Genomic DNA, 515 nt, shown 5'->3' with positions numbered 1-515 from the left:
AACTGGAGCAAGTGATGCGCGACTTTTTGCAGCAAAGATTCAACGTGTTGCTCTGCTCCACCATCATCGAAACCGGCATCGACATTCCCAACGCCAACACCATCATCATCAACCGCGCCGACAAATTCGGGCTGGCTCAGCTTCATCAGTTGCGTGGGCGCGTCGGCCGCAGCCACCACCAAGCCTACGCCTACCTGCTCACGCCCGAATACATCACCAAAGACGCAGAAAAACGCCTCGACGCCATCGCGGCGGCAGATGAACTCGGCGCAGGTTTCACCCTCGCCATGCAGGATTTGGAAATCCGAGGCGCAGGCGAAATCCTCGGCGAAGGACAGTCCGGCGAAATGATACAGGTCGGCTTCACGCTCTACACCGAAATGCTCAAACAAGCCGTGCGCGACCTCAAAAAAGGCCGCCAGCCCGATCTCGACGCACCGCTGGGCATCACCACTGAAATCAAACTGCACAGCCCGGCATTATTGCCTGAAGACTACTGCCCCGACATCCACGAG

General features: G+C 57.7%; 1 protein-coding gene. It reads left to right on the top strand.

Features of this window, described 5'->3' with window-relative positions:
* Positions 1 to 515, top strand: a 515-nt coding sequence (locus ACTHUR_RS18350) for a helicase-related protein (RefSeq protein WP_440400198.1), incomplete at both ends; no start/stop codon positions are given.

This window comes from Neisseria sp. P0021.S007 (assembly GCF_051956855.1).
The sequence above is the reverse complement of the archived record's forward strand: the minus strand, read 5'-3'. Positions and strand labels throughout refer to the sequence as shown.